The organism is Sphingomonas sp. 179-A 2A2 NHS, assembly GCF_045371305.1.
Classification (GTDB): domain Bacteria; phylum Pseudomonadota; class Alphaproteobacteria; order Sphingomonadales; family Sphingomonadaceae; genus Sphingomonas.
Window position 1 is genome coordinate 326,847 of sequence record NZ_JBIQDE010000005.1, and the last position, 21,572, is coordinate 348,418.

Genomic DNA, 21,572 nt, shown 5'->3' on the forward strand with positions numbered 1-21,572 from the left:
GCAGGTTTAATCTTTGCATCACCAGTACATCCTAGCTTGGGCAAATGACGTCGATTGCCGATCGCCTTCCCCGACTCGCCGTCCTGATCGACGCCGACAATATACCGGCGCGGATCGCATCGCCGCTGTTCGAGAAGATCGCTACACTCGGCGAGGCCAGCGTGCGCAGAGCCTACGGCGATTTCACCGAAGCTCGGCTGAAGCCATGGACGGACATCATGTCAGTCCACGCCATTCTTCCCGGCCAGACCTTTGCCTATGCCGTGGGCAAGAACGCGTCCGACATCGCGCTCGTCATCGATGCGATGGATCTTCTCTTCTCCGGCAGGTTCGACGGCTTCTGCCTCATATCGTCCGACAGCGACTTCACTCGGCTGGCGGCGCGCATCCGTGAACAAGGTGTCGATGTTTTCGGGTTCGGCGCACGCAACACGCCGGAGAGTTTCAGGAAAGCGTGCAAGCGCTTCATCTACATCGAAAAGCTCGATCCTGCTCCGGAGTCAGCAAACCTGAGGCCCGCGATTCCGGTGCCACCGACCCCGACGGAACCTGGCAAACACCCGCCGTCAGCAGCTGTCCCGCTGATCATGTCGGCCCTGAGTGACGTTGATCACGCAAACGGCTGGTACGCGCTAGGCGCGCTGGGAAACCGTTTGAAGGTGCTGACGCCAGACTTCGATCCCCGCAGCTATGGCTGCCCGAAGATGGCAACGCTCATCGAGAAATGCGGAAAATTCCACGTTCGGCGAAACAACATGGCCGTTCACATTCGTCCGAAGTGAGCGGCGAACCGTTGCCAACCTTTCACCTCCATCTCTCCACCGCTAGCCTGCCGCCGAGCCCCGGGGTGGAGGCCGATTCGAGGAGAGACGTGTGACCGATCCTTCGCTGCGCGACCGCGCCGTCCAGCTTTACGATGCCTTCACCCACGAACATCGCGATCGCCGCACGCTGCTGCGCCAGATGACCGCGCTCGCCGGGTCGGCGGTCGCGGCGGAGGCGCTGATCGCCGGGATCGCTGCTTCGCCAGCCGCGGCCGCGATCATCGATCCCGCCGACAAGCGGCTGGAGACGGAAATGCGCACCGGCACGCAGGCGGGAAAACCCGCGCGCGCCTATGTCGCCATGCCCAGGGGCAAGAAGAAGCTCGGCGTGGTCCTCGTCATACACGAGAACCGCGGCCTCACCTCGCATATCCAAGATGTCGCGCGCCGCGTGGCGCTGGACGGCTTCATCGCCATCGCGCCCGACCTCCTCGCGCCGCAGGGCGGCACCCCGGCGGATGAGGACAAGGCGCGCGCACTGATCGGCAGCGTCGACTATGATCTCGCGCTGGCCCAGGCGCGTGCCTTTGCCGATGAGGCGCGCCGCCTGCCGCGCAGCGACGGAAAGGTCGGCATGATCGGCTTCTGCTGGGGCGGCGCCTTCGTGAACCGCATGGCGGTGGCCGGCGGGATCGACGCCGGCGTCTCCTATTACGGCCCGGCCCCCGCTCCGTCCGAAGCTGCCCGCGTCTCTGTCCCGCTGATGCTCCATTATGCCGGCACCGACGCCCGCGTCGCGCAGACCGGCGAGCCATGGGTCGCCGCGCTCAAGGCAGCCGGCAAGCCGGTCGAGGCGTTCACCTATCCCAACGTCGATCACGCCTTCAACAACGACACCTCGGCCGCCCGCTACAACAAGGCTGCGGCCGATCTCGCCTGGGGCCGAACCACCGCGTTCCTGCATAAACATCTTGACGGCTAGGGGATCTTTGTTCCTATTCTGTTCGCGAAAGAATCGGCCGGGAGAGATGCCGTGGCGGACTTGATCTTCTACACCAACCCTATGTCGCGCGGGCGGATCGCCCGCTGGATGCTGGAGGAAGTCGGCGCGCCGTACGAGACGCGGCTCGTCGACTGGACGGCGAAGCCTGATGACTTCCTCGCCGCCAATCCGATGGCGAAGGTGCCCACCATCGTCCACAAGGGCCGCGTCGTCACCGAATGCGGCGCGATCATCGCCTATCTGGCGGATAGCTTCCCCGAAGCAGGCCTCGCGCCGACCGTGGACGAACGCGCGGATTATTATCGCTGGATGTTCTTCGCCGCCGGGCCGGTCGAGGCCGCAACCACTGATCGCGCGCTAGGCGTAACGGTGAACGACGATCAGAAGGCGATGGTCGGCTATGGCGATCTCGATCGCGTGGTCGATACGCTGACAAAGGCGGTCAGCGCGCACGACTTTATTGCCGGCGACCGCTTCACTGCGGCGGACGTCTATGTCGGCAGCCACATCGGCTGGGGCGTGCAGTTCGGCTCGCTGCCAAAGTCCGATGTGTTCGACGCCTATCTCGCGCGGATCAATGATCGCCCCGCGGCGGTCCGTGCCCGCGAGATCGACGACGCGCTCATCGCCGGCCAGCAGCAATAGCGCTGCCGGGCCGATAGGTTCGGCCAGCAGCCGTTCAGCAGCGTCATGCGTTTAGCCGCGCATGGCCTATGCCGTGCCGCATCGTCATCCCTGGAACCGGGACCGCGTCGTCGCCGCGTTGCTCGCGATCGCGGTCCAGCTGGCGCTTGGCTATGCGCTGATCCGCGGCCTCTCGGTGCGGTTTCCGGACGCGGTCGAGCAGAGTTTGAAGCTCTTTTCGGCGGAATCGCCACCCAAACCGCCACCACCGCGCACCATCCCTGCACCAAAGCTCGCCGCCAAACGACCGGAAGGGCGCGCATCGGCACCGAATTTGCGCAGCCGCGCCACGGAAATCGCAGCCCCGGAGCCGGAGGTGGTCATCCCCGTGCCCCCGCCACCCGTGGTTGTTGCACCCAAGCCCTTCACCCAGAACGATCCCACCTCGGGCTCCGCCTTGGTGCGCGGGCCGGGCACCGGCGCCGGCGGTTCGGGTGACGGCTTCGGCAGCGGCGGTGATGGCGACGGCGATGGTTCGCGCGGCCGCGACGCCGGCGAGACCCCGCCCCGCTTCCTGCGCGGACGGATGAGCACCTCCGACCTTCCTGAGGAGCTGTTCGTCACTGGCTTCAACGGCACGGTCGGCGTCCGCTATGTCGTCGACCGTAGCGGCCGCGTGCCTTACTGCGAGGTCACCCGCTCCAGCGGCAACGCCACGGTCGACGCCATCACCTGCCGCCTGATCCGCGAACGCTTCCGCTACCGCCCCTCGCGCGACGCCGCCGGCCGCCCGGTCGAATCGACCATCGTCGAGAATCACACATGGGAAGTGGAGGCCGACACGGTCGAGACGGTGGAAACCGTCCGCCGCCGCCGCCTAACCCCGTGGTGACGTCGCCTGCTCGAACCGCCGCTCCTCGGCTGCACTGACGATCTTTTGCCGCCGGGCCGCGTCCGCCCCCGACCAGTCGCCGATTTCTACTAAGGTACGGAAGCAGCCAAGGCACATCGCGCCCGCTGCATCCAGCCGGCACACGCCGATGCACGGCGACGGCGGCGATTGGGGCGACGCGTCGCTCACCACGTCCCATGCCCCTGCCGCCCGCCCAGCAACTCCGCGATCCGCCGTCGCGTAGCGGGCGAGGTTCTTTCCGGCAGCGCATCAGGCGCAAACCATCCGGCCTCGGCAATCTCGCGCGGATCGGCGGCGCGCAGCTCATCCGGCCGTGCCACATCGGCGATGAACACGATCACGTGATCGTCCTTCGCTTCCACCCGGTTGTGATAGACCCCCAGCACCCCGGCGATCTGCGCCTCCGCCACGGCCACTTCCTCGCGCAATTCGCGCCGGATCGCCTCTTCCGCACTCTCGCGCTTGTCGACCCCGCCGCCCGGCAGGTACCAGCCTGCGACATAATGGTGCCGCACCAGCGCGATCCGCCCCTGCGGATCCCGCAGCACCGCGCGCACGCCGAAAGTCCGCGGGCGGGCGACACGCCAGTAGAGCCGCATGACGCGCCCGGCGATCCGGTAGCGCCATGCCACCATCGTCAGCTGCCGAGCGAGACGCTCAGGAATGCAGGGATCGGCCCGTTCCAGCCATCGTCGGCCGCGCCGTCATCGCGCTGCGGTTGCTCGCGCCGCTCGTCGCGAGCGCGGGCCGGCGCCTTCTCCTCACGCCGCGGTGCGCGAGGTTCCTGCGCTGCCGGTGCAATCGGTGCCGCCCGCTCGTCCGCCGCCGGCTTCGCCCCGCCCCTACGGCGCGAACCACGCCGCGGTGCCTCTCCCGCCTCGTCAGCAGCAGGGGCCGAAGGAGCCGCAGACGCCGCCAGCCGCGGGATCTTCTGGCCGGTCAGCTTCTCGATATTCTCGATGTTCTCGGCATCATCCGGCCCGACCATCGTGTAAGCGGTGCCGGTGGCCCCAGCGCGGCCGGTGCGGCCGATGCGGTGAACGTAATCGTCCGGGTGCCACGGCGCATCGAAGTTGAAGACGTGGCTCACGCCCTTGATGTCGAGCCCGCGTGCCGCGACGTCGGAGGCGACGAGGATGTTGATCTCACCGCGCTTGAACCGGTCGAGCTCCGCAATGCGCGCCGACTGCTCCATGTCGCCATGGATCTCACCGGCCCGGAAGCCATGCTTCTTCAGGCTCTTGTTGAGCTCGCGCACGGTCGTCTTGCGGTTGCAGAAGATGATCGCGTTGGTGACGTCTTCGGCGCGCAGCAGATCGCGCAGCCGCTCGCGCTTGTCGAAGGCCGATCCCTTCACCGGCACCACCCACTGGGTGATGTTGATGTTGGTGGAGGCGGGGCGCGCGACTTCGATCGTCTTGGGATTGCTGAGGAACTTGTCGGCCAGCTTCTTGATCGGCGGCGGCATCGTGGCCGAGAACAGCAACGTCTGGCGCTGCTTGGGCAGCTTGGTGCAGATTTCTTCGATGTCGGGGATGAACCCCATGTCGAGCATGCGATCCGCCTCGTCGATGACGAGCATGTTGCAGCCGTTGAGCAGTATCTTGCCGCGGCTGAACAGGTCCATCAGGCGGCCCGGCGTCGCGATCAGCACGTCGACGCCCTTTTCCAGCGCCTTCACCTGATCGCCCATCTGAACACCGCCGATCAGCAGCGCCATCGAGAGCTTGTGATACTTGCCGTAAATCTCGAAATTTTCGGCGACCTGCGCGGCAAGTTCGCGAGTCGGCTCCAGGATCAGGCTGCGCGGCATCAGCGCTCGGGCCCGGCCGTGGGCCAGGATGTCGATCATCGGCAGCACGAAAGACGCGGTCTTTCCGGTGCCCGTCTGGGCGATTCCGATGATGTCGCGCATCATCAGCACGCTGGGGATGGCGGACGCCTGGATCGGCGTCGGCTCCGTATAGCCGGTGTCACCAACGGCGCGGAGAAGTTCGTCTGATAGGCCGAGGTCGGCGAAGCTCATGGCGATCCTGAAAAGAGCGCGGGTCGATGCCGCGCCTGATCTTGCGCGCGAGACGCGATTGCGCCCGTGTTGTCAAGGAAAACGGGAAATTTCCCGGCTATTTCCCGCTATTCTTTGGCTGCAGCGTCCGAAAACGGCTTATCTGGCACCGCGCGCCCGATCGCGAACGCAGCGCGTCGCGCTTCGCACAGACCATCCCGTCCGGCGCGCGCTTGATGTAGAAGCCGGTGTAGAAGTTCAACGTGGGGCAATCATCGTCGAGCTTGGCACGCAGACGCCGTCCGTCGGTGACGATCAAGTCGACGTCGCCGGTCTCCGCGATCGCCGCGCTCGCCAGGGTCGACGCGGCAACGCACTTTGGCGCCTTGCGTTCGTGCCAGGTGATCCCCTCGTCCGCCGAAGCGCGACGCGGCGGCAGGCGCGGGATCCGGATCACCACGCGCTCGCGAAAGCCGATCTGCGCGACCGCCGCGCCCTCCATGCTACGCGGCCCGCTCGCCGAAACGACGATCGGGGCAAGTAGCGCGAGGGGCAGGGCAGGACGGGCAAGGAATGACATCGGATCGGGCGGTCGGTGGCCTGAACTGTTTGAACATCGGATGAATTGGGGCGAATATATGGCAGTGACCCCTTCTCAAACCCGTCTTCTGCAATCGCTTGCGCCGGTCGTGCCGCCCGCAGCGATCGTCACCGACCGTGATCTCATCAGCCCGTGGGAAACGGACTGGCGCCAGCGCTGGCACGGCCACGCTGCGATCCTGCTCCAGCCCGCCTCCGTGGCCGAAGTGCAGGCGATCGTCACCGCGGCGTCGGCCGCCGGCGTGCCGCTGGTGCCGCAGGGCGGCAACACCTCGATGGTGGGCGGCGCGACGCCGCCGCCGGACGGCAGCGCCGCCATCCTGTCGCTGCGCCGCCTGAACGCGATTCGCGCCATCGATGCCGAAGCGAACCTTGCGGTGGCCGAGGCCGGCGTCATCCTCGCCGACCTGCACGAGGCCGCGCACCGGGCCGGCCGCCGCTTCCCGCTGACGCTCGGCAGCCGCGGCTCGGCGACGATCGGCGGCCTCGTCTCCACCAATGCCGGCGGCACGCAGGTGCTGCGCTGGGGAACGATGCGCGGGCTCGTCGCGGGGATCGAGGCGGTGCTGCCCGATGGCAGCCTGTACCAGGGCCTGTCCGCGCTGAAGAAGGACAATCGCGGCTATGATCTGACGCAACTGCTGATCGGCGCCGAAGGCACGGTCGGCGTCGTCACCGCGGCGACGCTCCGGCTTGCGCCCGCCATCATCGCGCGCACCGTGGCATGGGTCGGCCTCGCCTCGCCCGACGCCGCGCTCACCCTGCTGCGCCGCTTTCAGGCGACGACGGAGGCGGTGGAAAGCTTCGAGCTGCTGCCGGCCGAATCGCTCGCTGCGGTATTGGCGCATGTGCCGGGCGCCCGCGCGCCGCTGTCGGACGACCATCCGTGGCACGTCCTGATAGAGGCGGTGTCGGGCAGCGACGCTTCGCCCCAGTCGGTCGTCGAACAGGTGCTCGCCGCCGCCATTGCGGACGGCATCGTTGCGGACGCGACGATCGCCGCCAGCGAGGCACAGGCGGAGGCGTTCTGGCGCATCCGCGATTCGATCTCCGACGCGGAGCGCGCCACGGGTCCGGCGGCACAGCACGACATCTCCGTCCCGGTCGAAACCATGCCGCGCTTCATGATCGAGGCGTCGGCGGCGTGCGAGGCGCGCTTCCCCGGCACGCGCGCCAGCGGCTTCGGGCATCTCGGTGACGGCAACGTCCATTTCCACGTGCGCGCACCCAAGGGCGCGGATCGTGCCCGCTGGCTGGCGGAGGAAGCGCCGGTCGTCACCCGCTTCGTCGATGATCTGGTGGTGGCCGCCGGCGGCTCGATTTCGGCGGAGCACGGCATCGGCCAGATGAAAGTTAGCGAGCTTGAACGGCTCTCATCCCCGGCCCGTATGGCTGCCCTGCGCGCGATCAAGGCCGCCTTCGATCCGAATGAACTGTTCAATCCCGGGAAGCTTGTCACGCTTGCGCCGCGCGCAGGGGGCGAATAGGGCGCGGTTCATCCGGGTGGCTGGGGCCGCCCGCCCAGTATCCGGAGAGATTCAATGGCCACCGCGCCGCAGCCGCCACTTCCGCTCTTCTACAACGGCCTGGAGCCGCTCTCGAGCGAGCTGCACGCCGATTACCGCGTCCGTCCCGCAACCTCGGCGGCGTTCCTCGCGACGCAGCATGCCGTGCCGGTGACGGTGGACGAATTCACTTTGGTGCAGCGTTTCATGCCGATCGTCTTCTCGGCAGGTGACGATGCGATCCCGATCGCGCTGATGGGCCTGAACGAGGGCGTCAACGTCTTCGTCGATGACGAAGGCAAGCTGCGCGACGAGAATTTCTACGTGCCCGCTTACGTCCGCCGCTATCCGTACCTCCTCGCCCGGCTGCGCCCGGATGCGGAGGAGCTGTCGCTCTGTTTCGATCCCACCTCGGACACGATCGGCCGCTTCGACGAAGGCGAGCCGCTGTTCGTCGATGGCCAGCCGAGCGAAGCGACCAAGAACATCCTGCAGTTCAACGAGCAGTTCGAGCAGGCCGGCGCCCGCACCTCGGCGTTCATGAACGACCTTCGCGAGGCCGAGCTGCTGATGGACGGCGAGGTCTCGATCCAGCACGAGAGCAATCCGCAGCCATTCGTCTATCGCGGCTTCCAGATGGTGAACGAAGAGAAGCTCGCGGACCTGCGCGGCGATCAGCTGCGCAAGATGACCAAGAACGGCATGCTCCCGCTGCTGTACGCGCACCTCTTCTCGCTGTCGCTGATGCGTGACGTGTTCGCGCGCCAGGTGAATCTGGGCAAGATCCCGGCGCCGAACCCGCTGGTCTGATAGCGGCTCGGCGGCGCCGGATCCGTCCGGCCGCCGGCGGAATTGCGATGACTGAACGCCGGGGCCGCGAACAGCGTCTCCGCCGTTCTGCCGTTGCGACGAGTGGCTCGCGAATCAGCTTGAAACCAAATGCCGGCTTCCTAAGTTATTGAGGTACGGTTTCCGTGTCCCCCCTTTCGCGGAACCGTATGACACGCCTTCGGGTGTGTCTCCTCCCTGAACCTTGGCCACCTCGGGCCTCGCCCGAGGTGGTTTTTTTATTCCGCGGCCAGCGATGAAGGCAGGGCGATCGCCTCGTCCGCCAGCACGTCGATAATCCCCCGCACCAGCTGCACTACCTGGTCGAACCCCGCGCCGGGCTGGTCGAGCCGCGAATCGAGATAGAGCGTCCGGTCGATCTCCAGCTGCACGGCGTGGATCTGCGCACCGGGGCGGCCATGCCGCTCCAGGATATGCCCGCCGGCGTAAGGCGCATTCACTGCATATTCGATGCCCCAGCCGACCAGTTCGTCTCTAATGCGGCCGACGAAGCGGCTCGCCGCCGCTCGGCCCAAGCGATCGCCGATCACGATCCGCGCACCGCTGCCCGCGATCGGGGGCATCGAATGGATGTCCAGCAGCACCGCGACGCCGAACCGCGCCTGCGCCGCCTTTAGCGCTGCCTCCAGCGCCGCATGATAGGGCCGATGCGTGCTCTCGATCCGCGCCACCACCTCGTCGCCGCTCAGCCTGCGCCGCCACAATTCCCCGGCGGCGCTGGTCCGCCGCGGCACCAGCCCGAGCCCACTGCGCACCTTGGCGCTCAAATGGCCGGCCGGTGCGCCGTCGTCGATTCGCGGATCGCGGTCATGCTCGGCCCGGTTAAGGTCGATCCAGGCGCGCGCGACGCGCTGCACGATCATCGTCTCCACGCCCCGCGCCGCCAGCGCGACCGCGTCGACATGCCGGTCCTCCAGCCCCGTGAGCGCCGCCAACGGTACGCGGGCGAAGGATTGCACCGTCGGTGGATAGTCGCGCCCCGCATGCGGCACGGAAAGGATCACCGGGCTTGCCGGCGGAACCTCGCCGATCAGATCGTAGGAAGGGCGCATTGCGGCTCAGCCTATGGAACAAGTGGAAGTGCCGCAATCCGGGACACTCCGAAGGCCAATCGTCTGGAAATGTTAAGACGTTTCCGCATACTCGGCCATCGAAGGGCAGGAACCGTTTGATGATCCGAATTCTGTTGGCCGAGGATGACCAGGTGATGCGCGAGTATCTCGCCCGCGCCCTGGAGAAGTCCGGCTACGCCGTAACCGCCGTCGATCGCGGCACCGCCGCGCTCCCGCTGGTCGAGGAGGAGGAGTTCGACCTTCTGCTCACCGATATCGTCATGCCGGAGATGGACGGCATCGAACTGGCGCAAAAGGCCAGCGAGCTTCGCCCGCACCTGCGCGTCATGTTCATCACCGGCTTTGCCGCCGTCACGCTGAAGGCGGGCAAGACGATGCCGCAGGCGCGCGTCCTCTCCAAGCCGTTCCACCTGCGCGATCTCGTGCTGGAGGTCGATCGCATGTTCGAAGTGGGCGAATTTGCCGGATTGAATTGACGGGCTTGCGCCGGCCGCCACGTCCGGCTAATGGCCCCGCTCCCGGGGGGCGTGTAGCTCAGTGGTAGAGCACTGTGTTGACATCGCAGGGGTCGCAAGTTCAATCCTTGCCACGCCCACCATTTAAAAAACCCGCCAGGCCATCGGCTTGGCGGGTTTTTTGATGTCCGCGTTCCGGCGCGCGCTCAGGCCGGCGACGGCCGCCGCGCGACCACGCCGACGATCCACTCGATCGCCGCCACCACGATCAGCGACGCGCCCAGCAGCGGGAACAGTACGCCCGCCACCGTCAGCATCACCATCGCGCCCACGATCCGCGCCTGCGGAACGCGCGGCGGCGCGGCCAATGTGCCCTGCGGTCGCCTGCGCCACCACATCACCGCGCCGCTCACCACCAGCAGGATGATCGCGACGCACGTCGCCAGCATCACCAGCTGGTTCACCAGCCCGAAATAATTGCCCATGTGCAGCTGCACGCCGAGCTCGATCGTTTTCGCGACCACCCCGTAGTCGGCGAACCCCACCTCGCCGATGAGGTGGTGATTGTAGCGATCGAAATAGAGCGTGCGCTGCCCCTGCGGCCGATCGGGATAGCTGTACGCGGTATAGACGCCGGTGGGGTCGGTCGGCGGAAACAGCCGGTATCCGCCGGCCAGTCCATGCTCCCGCGCGAGCTTGGCCGCGATCGCATCCAGCCCGGCCACTGCCGTGTGATCCGTGCCGCCGCTCGCCGGGGCGTGCCCGGCATGACCCGGCGCCGCATGCGCCTGGGACGCCGGCATCGGCGCCTTCTCCATCGTCCATGCCGCTTCGCCCAGCGCGCCCTTCATTGTCGGGCTGTTCGGCACGCTGTAGGTGCGATGCGCCGCCGGATAACCGAGGCCGAGCGCCCCCGCGCCGCGCTGCATCACCTCGCCTTGCACCAATGCCCAGGGAAGCCCGGTCAGCAGCAGGAAGGCGATCAGCGCGATCCCCCACACGCCTGTCGTCGCATGCAGGTCGCGCCAGAACAGCCGCCCCCGCGCGCGCAGCCGCGGGAACAGCACGCCGCCGAACCGCCGTGATCCGCGCGGCCACCACAAGTACAGCCCGGTCGCGATGAGGACGAGCGCCCAGCAGGCGGCTAGCTCGACGATCAGCTCCCCAGTCGTGCCCATCATCAGCGATCCGTGCATCGTATCGGCAAAGCCCACCAATGTGCGCACATAGACGAACGAGCCGAGCACACGCCCGCTTCCCGGGTCGACCGCCACCCGCACCGGCTCCCCGTTCGCCGGCGTGATGAAGACGATGGCCGATCGATCCGTCCGCTCCGGGAGGTCGATGCGCGTGACGGTGCCCGGATGCACGTGCAGCGCCGCTTCCACCATCCGTGACGGCGGCGCGCTCTTCGCATGCGGCGCGACGCGGTACAGCTGAGGGCTGAGCGCCGCGTTCAGCTCGTCGTTGAACAGGTAGATCGCGCCGGTCACCGACAGGATCAGCAGGAACGGCGCCACGATCAGCCCGGCATAGAAATGCCATCGCCAGATCGCCCGATAGGCTCGGGACGTGGCAAGTGCGTCGCTCATCCCCGCCCCCTCAAAATCGCGTCGCAAGCGTCACGTCGACGCTGCGCGGCGCACCGACATAGATCTGGCTCGGGCTATAGCCGGACCAATAGCCGTAGAAACGGTTGGCAAGGTTGCGTCCGCGCACGGTGACGCTCCCCCAGTCGGCGCGATAGGTCAGCGCCGCATCGAGGATCGTATAGCCATCCACGCGGATCGCATTGTCTGTCCCCGTGTAGAGATTGCCGACGTGCCGTACCGCCCCGCTCGCGGTCAGCGGCGTGCCCGGCAGCTCATAATAAAGCGTCAGGTTCGCCAGCCGCTGCGGTACGTTGACCGGCCGGTTGCCGCTGAGGTCGACGCCCCCCGCGCCGGTCAGATCGTCGTATCGCGCCTTCAGCAGCGCGCCATTGGCGTCGATCGACAGGTGCCGCGTGATCGCGCCCGACAGCGACACTTCCACGCCGCGCGAGGATTGCGCCCCGCCCTGCACCTGCACGCTCGGCCGCATTGGATCTCGCGTGATGATCCCGTCCTGCCGGATCCAGTATCCCGCGGCGGTCAGCGTCATCCGGTCGCCGAACAGGCTCGTCTTGATCCCGCCCTCGATCGAATTGCCCTTGGTCAGGTCGACACTCGCGCGCAGCACGTTCGACAGGAGCAGCGAGCCGACCGGTGCCACGGCATGGCTGTATTGCGCATAGAGCTGCGTCCTCGGCGCCACGTCATAGACGCTGCCGATCCGGCCCGACAGCGCGCTGTAGCTGCGCCCGAACCGCTGCGTCGTCCCAAGGTTCAGATCGTCGATCCGCCGGTCGAGCGTGATGCGGTCGAAGCGCAGCCCGCCCAGCAGCAGCCAGCGATCCGCAACGTTCACCGCGTCATCCGCAAACAGCGCCCAGCTCTTCACCCGGGAGGTGAAATCGGCGCGATTGCCTGGCCCCGGGAAGTTCGCCGCCGTGTCCGCCGGAAATACGCCGCGCGCCGGGTTGAAAGGATCGACGGGTGCCGCGGTGCCGAAGCGCCGCTGCGTACCAAAGCGAGTCCCGCCATATTCCACGCCGATGTTGATGCGGTGGCGCATGCCAGCGAGCGCGAAGTCGCCGCCAAGATAGGCGCGGTTCGACCAGAAATCGTGATCATGTGCGATCCGCGTGGTGCCGCGATCGAGCAGGCGTGAGCCCTCGTCGAAGGTGAAATCCTCCGAATTCTCCCATTCGCGATTCCCGCGATACAGGCTCGCCTCGTCGGTCAGCGTCCAGCCACCGCCCAGATCATAAGCGATCCGCGCCCGGCCCCAGTAACTGTCCGAATCCATTCGCCCGTCGGCGACATTGTAGTTGCGGTTCCGCATTGCGCGATCGAGCACATAACCGCCCGGCGCCGTCACGATCCCGCTCGGGTCACGCGCCACGCTCGCCGGCACCAGCGGCGTGCCCTGATAGGGCGTGCGTGCGCGATCCTGGAAATAGTCAAACGCCAGCGAAACCGACAGCCGCTCGCTCGCCTGCCAGGCAAGGCTCGATGTCGACTGGATGGTGCGCGTACCGGTGTCGTCGGCGTAACCGTCGCTGCGCGCCACCGACAGGTCGCTGCGCAGCGCCACGTTCCGGACCAGCGGCTGGTTGATCCCCAGCCCGATCCGCGCGCTGTCGAAGCTGCCGTAGCTTGCCAGCATGTCGATCGCCTGCGCGTCGAAGCTCGGCTTCTTGGGCACTAGGTTGATCGTGCCGGCCAGCGCACCTTCGCCATAGAGGATCGAGGCAGGGCCCTTCAGCACCTCGACCCGCGCGAAGTTGAAGCTGTCGTAATTGCGGTTGAGGATCGTCGAATCCGCGATCCGCATCCCGTCGAACAGATAGGATACCGCGCCGGTCGAAAAGCCGCGGATGCTGGCGCTCGCCGGCTCCCCCGGCAGCAGCCCCGCGACCACGCCCGGCACGCTGCCATACGCCTCCACCGCGGTGCGCAGGCCCTTCGCCTGCAACGCTTCCTGCGTGACCACATCGACGGTGGCCGGCGTTTCGCGCAGCGTCAGACCAAGGCGGCTGCCGACATCGGACGGCGTATCCAGGTGGCGGTGCTCCCGCTCGGCGGTGACGACGATGTCGCGAGTGGCGAGGTCGCGGTCGGCTGGATCAGGGGCTTCGGCATGGGCCGACACAGGCACAAGCAACAGGCCCGGCGCCACTGCGCCGAGCAACATGGAAACGCGGAACATCGACAATACCTCTGGTCGCCCCGCGCCGGCGGCACGGAGGCGTGATGGGGCACAGGCGCGCGCGGCGCGGCGCGGCGCCTGTCGCTGGGGATCAGGTCAGAGGAAGAAGGGGCGGGCCGCGCAGCGGCGGCCGCAAGCGGCGCGCCTGCGCCACCGAAAGCGGGGGCGAAGGGGCGGCGCCCAGCGCCATGATGAAGGCGATCAGGCCTGCGATCAGGATCGGGTCGATCGCGCCCAGCGCCTGATGCGACAGGCCGGCAAAGGCGCAGGGCATCTCCGCCTGCGCATGCACCGGCTTGTCGTCATGATGCCCGGCACCATCGCCGTGCATGCCGGCCATCGGCATCGGATTGGGCTTGGGCACCGGCACCGTGCCGGGGCAAAGCGTGATCGCCATCCGGCCATGCTCCACGGAGAGCATGTAACCACCCGGGATGAGCAGCTTCATCGCCAGCGCCGCGGCAAGGATCAGCACCGCCAGATGGCGTTGCGCCAGGAGGCGGCGAAGCGCAGTCACGCCGCCGGATTAGCGGTCGGCGCCAGCCGCGTCACTTGGTCATTGTGTCCCAGGCGTGGCCTGGATTTCCGCCTCGGCCTCCATGCAGGCACAGCCGTCCTGGTCAGTGGTCCACAGCGCCACCTTGCCCTCGCCGGCGAGATTGAGCGCCGCCGGCTGGTTCACGAACAGCGGGCGCACCCCGCGGAACGAGAAACGGGTCAGGCGCTCGCCCGGCCGGGTGCGCAGCAAATGGTCCGCCAGCAGCATCGCCTGATACGGACCGTGGACGACAAGATCGGGATAACGCTCCTGCTCGACGGCATATTGCCGGTCGTAATGGATGCGATGCGCGTTGAAGGTCAGCGCGGAGAAGCGGAACAGCGCCGTCGCATCGGGGGCAATGGCGCGCCGCGCGCTCGCCTCGCGCGGGTCCGCGGGGGCGGCGGGCGGTGTGCCGTTGCCGTCACCGCGGAACACCAGATCCTGTTCCTCCACCACTGCTGCCGCGCCATCGATCATGATGTCGTGCCGCACCGTGACGAAGGTCAGCCGGCCAGATCGCCCATCCTTCACCTTCACGTCGGTGACGATGCTTCGCCGTGTCGCGCTGGCACCGATCGGCAGCGGCGCGTGGAACGTCAGGCGGCCGCCGGCCCACATCCGCCGCGGCGCCTCGATCGGCGGCAGCGCGGCGCCCCGCGCCGGATGGCCATCGACGCCGATGGTCGATTGCGGCGCCTCGGGCAGAAAATACATCCAGTGCGCGAGCGGCGGCAGCTCGCCCGCTGGCCAGTGCGCCCCGTCATGATCGAACAGCGCCGCCAGCCGACGCAGCGGCGCCGCGACCAGATCGTCCTGCTGCTCGCTCACCGTTGGCGTCCAGCCGTCGAACTCCTGCATCAACCCTCTCCACTTGGCCGTTCCTCGGAGCGGCTAAGTGCGGCGGGCGCGTCAGGCAACCGCCGGCATCGGCTTCACCGCGCGGCGAATGACATCGGCGTACCCGTTCGATACGCAGGTGTAGCCGTCATAATAGCCGCGCGAGACGAGCAGGCGGTGCATCGCGGCGAGGCGATAGGGCGGCACGCCGGCGGCCAGGTGATGCTCCAGATGATAATGCACATGGTTCGGCGCGACGAACAGCCTCTCCCACCAGCGCGCCACCGTCGTCGAGGTATTGCGGCGCGGATCAAGGTCACTGCGCTCCGCCGCCACGCCATGCTCGCCGATCTGCCGCAGTCGCACGATCGCGGGATAGACGAACAATTGCGCCACCCACCACAGGCCATAGGCCCACCAGCCCCCCGCCAGCGTTAGCGCCGTGAACAGCCCGACGTGGAAGGCAAGCCATGGCCACTGGGCCGCAAAGCGGAACTGGCGCAGTTCCCGCATCAGGTCGCGAAAGCCCGTCCGCCCCGTCAGATCACGCGCGAACTTGCGCTTCAGCGAGTCACGCGTGATCGGATAAGCGTGGACGAAGATGATGTCCGGGTCCTGCGGCGTGCCCGCGAACCGATGATGCTTCAGGTGATAGCTGCGATATTTCGCCAGCGACGTGTTCATCGGATTGCCCGCCAGCCATTGCCCCACCCGCTCGTTCAGCGTGCGCGAGGCGAACAGCGCGTGATGCGCGCAATCATGGACGATGATGCCAAGCCCCAGCTGCCGTCCCGCGATCAACAGCACCGCCAGCACGATCGTCAGCGGATTGGGCCAGGCAATCGCGAGCGCGAACGCGCCGGCAATGATCGCCCAGTTGGCCGCCACCACCCACCAGCCGCGCGCATTCGACGGCCGCATCAGCACGGCCAGTTCTTCCTTCGAGATATAATCGGTAAGCGGCGCAGGCTTCATGACGATGGATCCTACCAGTGACGCAGTGGAAAATATAACGCATGAGCGCGGCATGAGTCAATTTGCGTTACAAGACTGGCGCCGCCCGATCCCCGCGCGCGTGCTGGCTCTGGGCTTCCTGTCGTCGTCGCACGAGCCGATGCGGGTTGCCGATCTCGTCCGCCGTGCCGCGATCATGCAGGTCGATGGCGCCGCAATGCGGGTGGCGCTCGGCCGGCTTTGCCGTGAGGGGATCGTCGAACAGGTGGAGCGCGGGCTCTACGCGATCGGCCCGGCAGGCGTGGCGCTCGATCGACGCGCCCGCAGTTGGGCCGATGCGGAAGCACGCGTGCGCGAGTGGAACGGCCGCTGGGTGATGGTGCTCGCCGATCATCTCGGCCGCACCGACCGCCGCCGCCTCCGGCTGCGCGAGCGCGCGCTATTGCTCTACGGCTTTGCCCGCACGGCATCGGGCGCGTGGCTGCGTCCCGACAACCTCGCCGATCCGCTGCCCGACCTCGCTGCGAACCTTACCGCGATCGGCCTAGACCCCGACGCGACGGTCATCGGCGACGCCGCCACCTTGCCGGCCGAGGACGAGACTTGGCGCACCCTGTGGCCCGCCGCGGCGCTCGAACGGGGCTATCGCCACTGGATCGACGAGATGGCCGTCAGCCTCGATCGCCTGCCCACAATGTCCGATGAGGAAGCGGCGCGCGAGACGCTGTTGCTCGGGCAGGCCGTGATCCGCGCGATCAACCGCGATCCGCTGCTGCCGGCCGCCTTGGTGGATACCGGCCTGCGCGCCGAGCAGGTCGCGGCGATGCGCCGCTACGATGCGGTCGGCAAGGCGTGCTGGGCGAGGATCTGAAACGGCGGAACCGCGCGCCCAGCCCAAGGCGTTGATGCGCCATGGCCTATGATCTTGTTCCCCTGCCGCACCACCAGAGCCAGCGCGCGAAGCTCACCCTGCGCCTCGGCAAGCGCGCGCGTCTTTGCGCCCGTGTCGAAATGACGAGTGAGGGCCTGCTGGCGGTCGGTGCGCTCGTCTCCTCGATCCTCCTCTCCACCGCGGTCCTCGTCGGCGTGTCGATACGCGAAGGCGGCAAGGCGAAGGCGATTCAGCGCTAGGCGAAACTAATACACCTGGCTTATATCGGGGCAAAATCCAGGAGAGACCCCGATGGCAACCGCCCCCGCCATGCCCAGCCAGCCGCCGTTCAAGCGCCTCCCGCAGAAGGGGCCGGACATTTCGGTCGAGCATCGTCCGGACGGCACGATTCTGATCAGCTCGAACCACGCCATGGGCAGGCCGCCGCGCTCCATCCCGCACCTCATGGCGGAGAAGGCCGCGCTCCACCCGGATCGCCCCTGGCTGATGCAGCGTGCGCCCAACCACGGCCCATGGCAGGGCGTCACCTATGCGCAAGGCAAGGCCGCCGCAGACAGCGTCGCGCAATGGCTGCTCGATCGCGGCCTTGGCGCGAACGACGCGGTGATGTGCATCAGCGGCAATTCGGTCGCGCACGGCATCCTGATGCTCGGCTGCTTCACCGCCGGCGTGCCGATCGCACCCTTGAGTCCCGCGTACAGCCTGATCTCGACCGATCACGCCAAGCTGAAGCATTGCTTCAACACCGTCCGCCCGCGCATCGTCTTTGCCGAAAATGCCGCGCAGTTTGAACGCGCCTTCGCCACGCTGCGCAGCCTCGATCCCTCCCTCACCTTCGTCACCATGGACGGCAGCGCCGGCACCATCCCCTTTGCCGAGCTGACCGACACCGTCGCTACCCAGAAGGTGGACGAAGCGCGCGAGGCGCTGACGCACGAGACGGTCGGCAAATATCTCTTCACCTCTGGCTCGACCGGCATGCCCAAGGGCGTGCCGCAGCATCAGGGCATGTTCGTGAACCTGATCGCCGCGTCCGAGGGGCTGCGCGACGATCCCGATCCGGTCGATCACCCGATCTCGCTCGACTGGATGCCGTGGAACCACATCTCCGCCGGCACGATCCACTTCAACGCCAATATCGCCGGCGGCGGCACGCTCTACATCGATGAGGGCAAGCCGATCCCCGGCATGTTCGAGACGACGATCGCGAACCTGCGCGAAGTCTCCCCAATGAGCTTCGGTTCGGCCCCTGTCGCCTTTGCCATGCTGGCCGACGCGATGGAGCGCGATTCCACACTCCGCCAGGCGTTTTTCAAGAACCTGCGCGGCATGGGCTATGGCGGCGCGACGCTGTCCGACGATCTCTACGATCGCATGCAGGCGCTGGCGATCGCCGAGACGGGTGAGCGCATGCCCTTCACCACCATGTACGGCGCGACGGAAACCTTGGGCGTCACCGTCGTTCACTGGGCATCGGAACGCGTCGGCCTGATCGGCCTGCCGCTGCCGGGCTCGACGCTCAAGCTCGTGCCCAACGGCGCCAAGCTGGAAGTTCGCGTGAAGGGTCCGACCGTCACGAGAGGCTATCACAATGACCCGGAAAAGACCGCCGCAGCCTTCGACGAGGAAGGTTTCTACATGCTCGGCGACGCGGCCAAGTTCATTGATCCCGAGCGGCCCGAGCTCGGCCTTGTGTTCGACGGCCGCGTGACCGAGGATTTCAAATTGTCGACCGGCACCTGGGTCTCGGTCGGCACGCTTCGCCCGGACATCTGCGCCGCCTGCTCGCCGTACATTCAGGACGTGGTGATCGCCGGTCAGGACAAGCCCTATATCGCCATCCTCGCCTGGCCCTCGCAGGCCGCGCTTCAGACGCTGGCGGAGGCATCGCCCGGCGCCGATCCGATCCCGACGCTTGAGGCGCTGGTGAAGGAAAAGCTGGAGGCGTTCAACGCCGCCGCCGGCGGCTCCTCGCGCCGCATCCGCCGCTTCGCCATCCTGCGCACGCCCCCGTCGATCGACGCCGGCGAGATCACCGACAAGGGCTATGTCAACCAGCGCGCGACGCTGACGGCGCGCGACGATGTTGTGAAGGCGCTGTTCACCGAGGAACTCAGCGACGGCGTGATCGAGGTCGACGCGTAACGCCCGGCCGACCCGTCATTCCCGCGAAGGCGGGAACCCATATCCTCCAACGCCGCGGCCTCCATCAGGACCGCGGCGTTCATGTATCGGCTATTCGCGACGCGCCCGCTCAGAACAGCCCGAGCGCCGCGACATCCTCTTTCGACAGGTCGATGCCGAACATCATGCTCAGCCGCATGCGATAGACGCGCGGATCCTCGATCACCGCCGCCGTCTCCTCCTCGCCCGCCCGCCGGCGATACTGCCGGTCGGTCAGCGTCGCCAAGCCGTGCGGCAGTACGATGCTCACCACCTTCAGCGTGGTGAAGCGGGTGTCGGGCGCGGTCGACGTCCAGCGGTTCGCCATCTCCAGATCCGCCGGCCACACCGTGTCGGTGGTGAAGCTGTACTGCGGCTGGAAGCCCTCGCCCCCGCCACGCCCGTCGGTGGTCGCGCTATGCCCATCGCGCAGCAGCATCCAGCCATGCTCCGCATCGCGCACCAGCCGGAACGTCGCGCCATCGGGCGCCTCCGCCTCGGCGCCATCCACCAGCGGCATCACCGGGGTGTAGCTGCCGCCAAAGCCCGGATCCGCGATCCACTGCTCGTCGCCGAAGGTCACGAGGCTCAGCGTATGCGTCTTGGGCGGCACGCCGCCGCCGTTCAGCCACACCCGCGCCAGCAGCGGCCGCGCCTCGAACCCCAGCGCTTCCAGCGCATCCAGGAACAGCCGGTTATGCTCGAAACAATAGCCGCCGCGCCCGGCGACGACGAGCTTGCCGAACACCGCGTCGGACGAAATGTCGATCCCGCGTCCCAGCGGCACGTCGAGATTCTCGAACGGGATTGCCAGTCGGTGCGCGCGCTGCACCGCCGACAGGCCATGATGGTCGACCGTCGCGCGTGCCGGCAGGCGGATGCGCTCCAGATAGGCGGGCAGGTTGAACGGCAGGCTCATGCGGCAAACGCCTCCGCCTCGAGTGCGTAGAGCGGCGCAGCCGGCGCCTCCGCCGCGGCGCGCAAGCCCAGCGCCTCGGGGACGATCTGGTCGAGGTAGAAGGCAACGACCGCCTTCTTTGCCTTGCCGAACGCGTCGTCGCCGGCCTCCGCCGCCTCGCGCTCCAACAGCCAGCCGCAGGTCGCGACCGACAGCATCGTCAGGAACGGATAGCTCGCCGCCAGCCGATCATCGGCATCCGCCGTCTGCAACCGCCGGCCGACCGCGTCGCACGCATCGACCAGATCGCCCAGCGCGAGATGGGAGGCACTTCGCAGATCCTCGATCAGCGTCGCGAACGCCGCGCCGTTCGACAGCGAGAGCTTTCGGCCCACAAGGTCCGCCGCCTGGATCCCGTTCGTGCCTTCATAGATCGGGGTGATCCGCGCATCGCGGAAGAACTGCGCTGCGCCCGTTTCCTCGATATAGCCCATGCCGCCGTGCACCTGCACGCCAAGGCTGGCGACCTCATTGCCGATGTCGGTGCCATGCGCCTTGGCAAGCGGCGTGGCGATCTCCAGCCGGTCACGCGCCGCAGCATCGCCCAGATTGGCGCGGTCCACCTGTCCTGCGGCATAATAGACCAGCGCGCGCGCGGCCTGCGTCTGCGCCTTCATCCGCATCAGCATGCGCCGCACGTCGGGATGCTCGATGATCGCCGCCGGCTGCCCCTCGCGCGCGCCCTGGATGCGCTCGCGGGCATATTCCACCGCCTTCTGTGTCGCGGCCTCCGCCACCTGCACGCCCTGCAGGCCCACGTTGAGGCGGGCGTTGTTCATCATCGTGAACATCGCGCGCATGCCCCCGAACTCCGGCCCGATCAGCTCGCCGACGCACTCGTCATGGTCGCCGAACGACAGCACGCAGGTGGGCGAGGCATGGAGCCCCATCTTGTGCTCGATCGACACGACGCGAACGTCGTTGGGCGTGCCGTCGCTGCGCACCTTGGGCACCAGGAACAGCGAAATGCCCTTCGTTCCCTTGGGTGCATCGGGCGTGCGCGCGAGCACCAGATGGACGATGTTGTCGGCGAGGTCATGGTCGCCGAACGAAATGAAGATCTTGGTGCCCTTGATCGAATAGGTGCCGTCGCCGCGCGGCGTGGCAGTGGCCCGAAGCGCGCCGACGTCGCTGCCCGCCTGCGGCTCGGTCAGGTTCATCGTGCCGGTCCACTCGCCGGTGGCAAGCTTGGGCAGCCACGTCGCCTGCTGCTCGGGCGTGCCGTGATGCTGCAACGCCTCGATCGCCCCCACCGACAGGATCGGCGCCAGCGCAAATCCCATGTTGGCGCTGCCCAAAGTCTCCAGCACCGCGCATTGCACGGCGAAGGGCAGGCCCTGTCCGCCGAATTCCTCCGGCACGCCGATCGTGCCCCAGCCGCCTTCGACATAGGCTTTGTACGCCGCCTTGTAGCCGTCGGGCATCACCACCCCGTCCGGCGTCCACTTCGCCCCGACGGTGTCGCCGGCGCGCGCCAGCGGCGCCCATTCGCCCTCGGCCAGCTGCCCGATTCCCTCCAGCACCGCCTCGATCACGTCGGGGCTGGCGGCATGGTAGCGTTCCGTAGCGGCAAGCTCGGCAATGCGCACGATATGCTCGAGCACGAAGCGCTGCTCGGCGACCGGGGCGGTGTAAGGCATGTTC

The 21,572-nt window shown here is 67.5% G+C and carries 22 protein-coding genes and 1 tRNA gene; 11 read left to right on the forward strand and 12 right to left on the reverse strand.

All coding sequences use genetic code 11. The annotated features are described in order from the left end of the window. Positions 1 to 44: 44 nt before the first annotated feature. The 4 genes from ACH0AE_RS13500 (at position 45) to ACH0AE_RS13515 (ending at position 3,283) form a co-directional block, all read left to right on the forward strand. The gene (locus ACH0AE_RS13500; RefSeq protein ID WP_294442115.1) at positions 45 to 782 is read left to right on the forward strand and encodes an NYN domain-containing protein; all 738 of its coding nucleotides are present in this window, start codon (positions 45 to 47) and stop codon (positions 780 to 782) included. A gap of 91 nt (positions 783 to 873) precedes the next feature. Further along, entirely contained in the window at positions 874 to 1,746 is an 873-nt protein-coding gene (locus tag ACH0AE_RS13505) for a dienelactone hydrolase family protein (protein ID WP_294442114.1), read from the forward strand. 51 nt (positions 1,747 to 1,797) lie between these two features. Beyond that, positions 1,798 to 2,412: a glutathione S-transferase family protein gene (locus tag ACH0AE_RS13510; protein ID WP_294442113.1), complete on the forward strand. Its 615-nt coding sequence runs from the start codon at positions 1,798 to 1,800 to the stop codon at positions 2,410 to 2,412. 61 nt (positions 2,413 to 2,473) lie between these two features. Further along, positions 2,474 to 3,283, forward strand: a complete 810-nt coding sequence (locus tag ACH0AE_RS13515; protein WP_294442112.1) for an energy transducer TonB — start codon at positions 2,474 to 2,476, stop codon at positions 3,281 to 3,283. Here the strand turns inward: ACH0AE_RS13515 and ACH0AE_RS13520 are convergent. The 4 genes from ACH0AE_RS13520 to ACH0AE_RS13535 all read right to left on the reverse strand — a co-directional run bounded on the left by ACH0AE_RS13520 (position 3,269) and on the right by ACH0AE_RS13535 (position 5,889). Then, positions 3,269 to 3,475, reverse strand: coding sequence for a DUF1289 domain-containing protein (locus tag ACH0AE_RS13520; protein WP_406875798.1), 207 nt, complete (start codon positions 3,473 to 3,475; stop codon positions 3,269 to 3,271). The two genes, ACH0AE_RS13515 and ACH0AE_RS13520, sit on opposite strands and share 15 nt — an antisense overlap. Further along, positions 3,469 to 3,939, reverse strand: coding sequence for an NUDIX domain-containing protein (locus ACH0AE_RS13525; RefSeq protein WP_294442110.1), 471 nt, complete (start codon positions 3,937 to 3,939; stop codon positions 3,469 to 3,471). The genes ACH0AE_RS13520 and ACH0AE_RS13525 overlap by 7 nt, the downstream gene beginning before the upstream one ends. Before the next feature lie 2 nt (positions 3,940 to 3,941). Further along, positions 3,942 to 5,330, reverse strand: coding sequence for a DEAD/DEAH box helicase (locus tag ACH0AE_RS13530; protein WP_294442109.1), 1,389 nt, complete (start codon positions 5,328 to 5,330; stop codon positions 3,942 to 3,944). A 97-nt stretch (positions 5,331 to 5,427) separates the two neighbouring features. Then, a complete protein-coding gene (locus tag ACH0AE_RS13535; protein ID WP_294442108.1) occupies positions 5,428 to 5,889 on the reverse strand; it encodes a hypothetical protein in 462 nt (153 codons plus the stop codon). 58 nt (positions 5,890 to 5,947) lie between these two features. Between ACH0AE_RS13535 and ACH0AE_RS13540 the strand changes: the two genes are divergently transcribed. Both ACH0AE_RS13540 and ACH0AE_RS13545 read left to right on the forward strand, forming a co-directional pair. Then, the gene (locus ACH0AE_RS13540) at positions 5,948 to 7,396 is read left to right on the forward strand and encodes an FAD-binding oxidoreductase (RefSeq protein WP_294442107.1); all 1,449 of its coding nucleotides are present in this window, start codon (positions 5,948 to 5,950) and stop codon (positions 7,394 to 7,396) included. Between the two features lie 54 nt (positions 7,397 to 7,450). Continuing rightward, complete coding sequence (locus ACH0AE_RS13545; RefSeq protein ID WP_294442106.1) at positions 7,451 to 8,224, forward strand: SapC family protein; 774 nt, start codon at positions 7,451 to 7,453, stop codon at positions 8,222 to 8,224. Positions 8,225 to 8,481: 257 nt separating this feature from the next. Here the strand turns inward: ACH0AE_RS13545 and ACH0AE_RS13550 are convergent, their stop codons facing one another. Continuing rightward, positions 8,482 to 9,315 (reverse strand): N-formylglutamate amidohydrolase, encoded by an 834-nt coding sequence (locus ACH0AE_RS13550; RefSeq protein WP_294442105.1) that lies wholly within the window; start codon positions 9,313 to 9,315, stop codon positions 8,482 to 8,484. 119 nt (positions 9,316 to 9,434) lie between these two features. Here ACH0AE_RS13550 and cpdR point away from each other — a divergent pair, with 119 nt between their 5' ends. Further along, positions 9,435 to 9,812 (forward strand): cell cycle two-component system response regulator CpdR, encoded by a 378-nt coding sequence (cpdR, locus tag ACH0AE_RS13555; RefSeq protein WP_294442104.1) that lies wholly within the window; start codon positions 9,435 to 9,437, stop codon positions 9,810 to 9,812. Between the two features lie 47 nt (positions 9,813 to 9,859). Continuing rightward, positions 9,860 to 9,934 (forward strand) — tRNA-Val (locus ACH0AE_RS13560). Positions 9,935 to 9,997: 63 nt separating this feature from the next. Here ACH0AE_RS13560 and ACH0AE_RS13565 read toward each other — a convergent pair. From ACH0AE_RS13565 to ACH0AE_RS13585, 5 genes are all read right to left on the reverse strand, one after another. Beyond that, positions 9,998 to 11,383 carry a PepSY domain-containing protein gene (locus ACH0AE_RS13565; protein WP_294444558.1) on the reverse strand — a complete coding sequence of 462 codons (1,386 nt, stop codon included), beginning with the start codon at positions 11,381 to 11,383 and terminating at the stop codon, positions 9,998 to 10,000. A gap of 10 nt (positions 11,384 to 11,393) precedes the next feature. After that, positions 11,394 to 13,583 (reverse strand): TonB-dependent siderophore receptor, encoded by a 2,190-nt coding sequence (locus ACH0AE_RS13570; protein ID WP_294444559.1) that lies wholly within the window; start codon positions 13,581 to 13,583, stop codon positions 11,394 to 11,396. Positions 13,584 to 13,674: 91 nt separating this feature from the next. After that, entirely contained in the window at positions 13,675 to 14,100 is a 426-nt protein-coding gene (locus ACH0AE_RS13575) for a hypothetical protein (protein WP_294444560.1), read from the reverse strand. Positions 14,101 to 14,139: 39 nt separating this feature from the next. Then, positions 14,140 to 14,982: a MaoC family dehydratase N-terminal domain-containing protein gene (locus ACH0AE_RS13580; protein WP_294444561.1), complete on the reverse strand. Its 843-nt coding sequence runs from the start codon at positions 14,980 to 14,982 to the stop codon at positions 14,140 to 14,142. Between the two features lie 51 nt (positions 14,983 to 15,033). Continuing rightward, positions 15,034 to 15,936 (reverse strand): fatty acid desaturase family protein, encoded by a 903-nt coding sequence (locus ACH0AE_RS13585; RefSeq protein WP_294444562.1) that lies wholly within the window; start codon positions 15,934 to 15,936, stop codon positions 15,034 to 15,036. Between the two features lie 52 nt (positions 15,937 to 15,988). Between ACH0AE_RS13585 and ACH0AE_RS13590 the strand changes: the two genes are divergently transcribed. From ACH0AE_RS13590 to ACH0AE_RS13600, 3 genes are read left to right on the forward strand one after another with little or no spacing between them, the layout of a single operon-like run. Then, positions 15,989 to 16,786: a PaaX family transcriptional regulator C-terminal domain-containing protein gene (locus tag ACH0AE_RS13590; protein WP_294444563.1), complete on the forward strand. Its 798-nt coding sequence runs from the start codon at positions 15,989 to 15,991 to the stop codon at positions 16,784 to 16,786. 41 nt (positions 16,787 to 16,827) lie between these two features. Continuing rightward, the gene (locus ACH0AE_RS13595) at positions 16,828 to 17,046 is read left to right on the forward strand and encodes a hypothetical protein (protein WP_294444564.1); all 219 of its coding nucleotides are present in this window, start codon (positions 16,828 to 16,830) and stop codon (positions 17,044 to 17,046) included. A 52-nt stretch (positions 17,047 to 17,098) separates the two neighbouring features. Beyond that, positions 17,099 to 18,952, forward strand: coding sequence for an AMP-binding protein (locus tag ACH0AE_RS13600; RefSeq protein ID WP_294444565.1), 1,854 nt, complete (start codon positions 17,099 to 17,101; stop codon positions 18,950 to 18,952). A gap of 109 nt (positions 18,953 to 19,061) precedes the next feature. On the opposite strand, the gene ACH0AE_RS13605 is transcribed toward ACH0AE_RS13600, so the two are convergent. Then, complete coding sequence (locus ACH0AE_RS13605; RefSeq protein WP_294444566.1) at positions 19,062 to 19,889, reverse strand: arylamine N-acetyltransferase; 828 nt, start codon at positions 19,887 to 19,889, stop codon at positions 19,062 to 19,064. Continuing rightward, the gene (locus ACH0AE_RS13610; RefSeq protein ID WP_294444567.1) at positions 19,886 to 21,568 is read right to left on the reverse strand and encodes an acyl-CoA dehydrogenase; all 1,683 of its coding nucleotides are present in this window, start codon (positions 21,566 to 21,568) and stop codon (positions 19,886 to 19,888) included. Before ACH0AE_RS13610 ends, ACH0AE_RS13605 begins: the two co-directional genes overlap by 4 nt. Positions 21,569 to 21,572: the final 4 nt, after the last annotated feature.